This window comes from Phenylobacterium sp., assembly GCF_031412415.1.
GTDB lineage: Bacteria > Pseudomonadota > Alphaproteobacteria > Caulobacterales > Caulobacteraceae > Phenylobacterium.
Genome location: NZ_JANOCX010000196.1, coordinates 1 through 2,724, shown reverse-complemented (window position 1 = coordinate 2,724; position 2,724 = coordinate 1). Strand labels below are relative to the sequence as shown.

2 protein-coding genes and 1 pseudogene are annotated in these 2,724 nt (G+C 66.0%); 1 reads left to right on the top strand and 2 read right to left on the bottom strand.

Annotated features, from left to right (window positions below):
- On the bottom strand, positions 1–860 hold an 860-nt coding region (locus RMO04_RS09425; RefSeq protein ID WP_405041480.1), incomplete at its 3' end, for a DEAD/DEAH box helicase.
- A 255-nt stretch (positions 861–1,115) separates the two neighbouring features.
- Positions 1,116–2,291: an acetyl-CoA C-acyltransferase gene (locus tag RMO04_RS09420; protein ID WP_309644524.1), complete on the bottom strand. Its 1,176-nt coding sequence runs from the start codon at positions 2,289–2,291 to the stop codon at positions 1,116–1,118.
- Positions 2,292–2,491: 200 nt separating this feature from the next.
- On the opposite strand from RMO04_RS09420, the pseudogene RMO04_RS09415 reads away from it, so the two are divergent.
- Positions 2,492–2,724: pseudogene (locus RMO04_RS09415) on the top strand (peptidylprolyl isomerase); the annotation flags it as partial.

Here is a 2,724-nt window from a genome sequence, read left to right as displayed (position 1 = left end):
GCGCGCAGGGCCTGGTTGACGTGGTGCACCACCGAGACGTTAGCGGCGTCGTAGAGACCGGTGGACTCGGCCTCCAGATGACCGCCGGCCATCAGGATCTCCTCGATCTTCTCGGCGCCTTCCTCGGTGAGGATGACCTGGCGCTGCTTTTCGTCGAAGTCGTAGGTGGTGGGGTCGGTGATCAGTTCCTTCACCAGGACGTCGATGGTCTTGTAGAACTCGGAACGGTCTTCGGTGGGACCCGAAATGATCAAGGGCGTGCGCGCCTCGTCGATCAGGATGGAGTCCACCTCGTCGACGATCACGAAGTTATGGCCGCGCTGGACCATCTCCTCGGCCTCATAGACCAGGTTGTCGCGCAGGTAGTCGAAACCGAACTCGTTGTTGGTGCCGTAGGTGATGTCGGACTGATAGGCCGCCTTGCGCTGGCCCTGGCTCAGGCCGTGCACGATGGTGCCCGTGGTCAGGCCGAGGAACCGATAGACCTGGCCCATCCAGTCGCCGTGGAGCTGGGCGAGGTAGTCGTTCACGGTGATGACGTGGACGCCCTTGCCGGGAAGGGCGTTCAGATAGACGGGCGCGGTGGCGACCAGGGTCTTGCCCTCGCCGGTGCGCATTTCCGAGATGCCGCCTTCGTGCAGCACGATCCCACCGACCAACTGGACGTCGAAATGCCGCTGGCCCAGGACCCGGAACGCGGCCTCCCGCACCACGGCGAAGGACTCTTCGAGGAGCTGGTCGAGGGTCTCGCCCTTGGCCAGCCGGTCGCGGAACTCCTGGGTCTTGCCGCGCAGCTGCTCGTCGGACAGCGCTTTGATCGCGGGCTCCAGGGCGTTGATCTTGGCGACGCGCGCCGCCATCGCCTTGACCTTGCGGTCGTTGCTGGAGCCGAAGAACCGTTGGAAGATGCTCAAGGGGAAAAGTTCCGGATAATGCGAATGGGGCTCGGCGCGGCCCTTTGGGCCCTTCGCCTGCCCGGAGATTCCGCTCTTTTCAGGGCGCGCGAGACTTAAGCAGCGGCCCTTCAAGTGTCAACGCGGCGACTGTTCACACGCGAAAACGAAAAGGCCCTCCCGGTGAAGGGAGGGCCGATCCGATTAGTTCGACCTGATTGGTCAGTTGTAGACTTCGAACAGGCCCGCGGCGCCCATGCCGCCGCCGATGCACATGGACACGACGGCCCACTTGGCCTTGCGGCGCTGGCCTTCCTGCAGCACGTGGCCGGCGAGACGGGCGCCGGTCATGCCGAAGGGGTGGCCGATGGCGATCGAGCCGCCGTTCACGTTGTACTTTTCGGGGTCGATGCCCAGGAAGTCGCGGGCGTAGAGGCACTGGCTGGCGAAGGCCTCGTTCAGCTCCCACAGGTCGATGTCGCTGACCTTCAGGCCGTGGCGTTCCAGCAGCCGCGGCACGGCGAAGACCGGGCCGATGCCCATTTCGTCAGGCTCGCAGCCCGCGACGGCCCAGCCTTTGAACGCGCCCAGGGGCGACAGGCCGGCCTTCTCGGCGGCCTTGGAATCCATCAGCACCACGGCGGCGGCGCCGTCGGAGAGCTGGCTGGCGTTACCGGCGGTGATGAACTTGCCTTCGCCGCGAACCGGCTGGAGCTTCTGGAGGCCTTCCAGGGTGGTGTCGACGCGGTTGCACTCGTCGCGATCGACCACGTAGTCGACGACGCTTTCTTCCTTCGTCTCCTTGTTGACGACCTTCATCTTGGACTTCATCGGGACGATTTCGTTGGCGAACTTGCCGCCCTGCTGGGCCGCGGCCATGCGGCGCTGGCTTTCCAGGCTGTACTCGTCCTGGGCTTCGCGGCTGACCTTGTAGCGCTCGGCCACGATGTCGGCGGTGTCGATCATCGGCATGAAGATGGCCGGATATTCCGCGATCAGGCGGGGATCGATGTTGTCCTTGCCGGCGCCGCCGCCGGGGATGCTGATCGACTCCACGCCGCCGGCCACGACCACGTCGGCGCCGTCGTTGCGGATGTAGTTGGCGGCCGTGGCGATGGTGTTCAGGCCCGACGAGCAGAAGCGGTTGATGGTGACGCCCGAGGTCGTGATCGGCATGCCGGCCAGCAGGCCGACCTGGCGGCCCAGGTTGCCGGCGCCGTGCGAGACATTGCCCATGACGACGTCCTCGACCCGCGCCTTGTCGAGCCCCGAACGCTCGACCGCGTGCTTCACAGCATGCGCGCCCATGGACATGGTCGGCGTCATGTTGAACCCGCCACGGCCGGACTTGGCCAGGCCCGTACGGGCATAGGAAACGACTACGGCTTCACGCGTCATGAAATATCCTCCCTGAAAATATATAGCCCCGACATTCGTCATGGGGTGGGTGCATTGATCGGCCGCGACCTTTGCATCCCGGACGCGATATGGCTAGGGACGGGCGGGCCCTCCAGCCCGGTTTTTGCATTCGAGGCATGGTCCCCATGGCGCACCTGACCTTCCCTAGCGTCCCGCGAGCCCTGGGCTCGGTCGTGGTCATGCTGATCGCCAGCTTCGCGCTGGTCGCCTGCGGCGACCGCGGGAGCGCCGAGCGGCCGCCCGAGCCGGGCGACGCGGCGGTGGCCAAGGTCGACGGCAAGACCGTGTGGACGTCCGACGTCAAGCGCGAGGCGGTGGCCCAGGGCCTGATCGGGGAGGGCGAGCCGCTGGACGCCTCGTCGGACCTGTTCCGCCGGGTGCTGGACGAGGTGGTCGACCAGAAGCTGCTGGC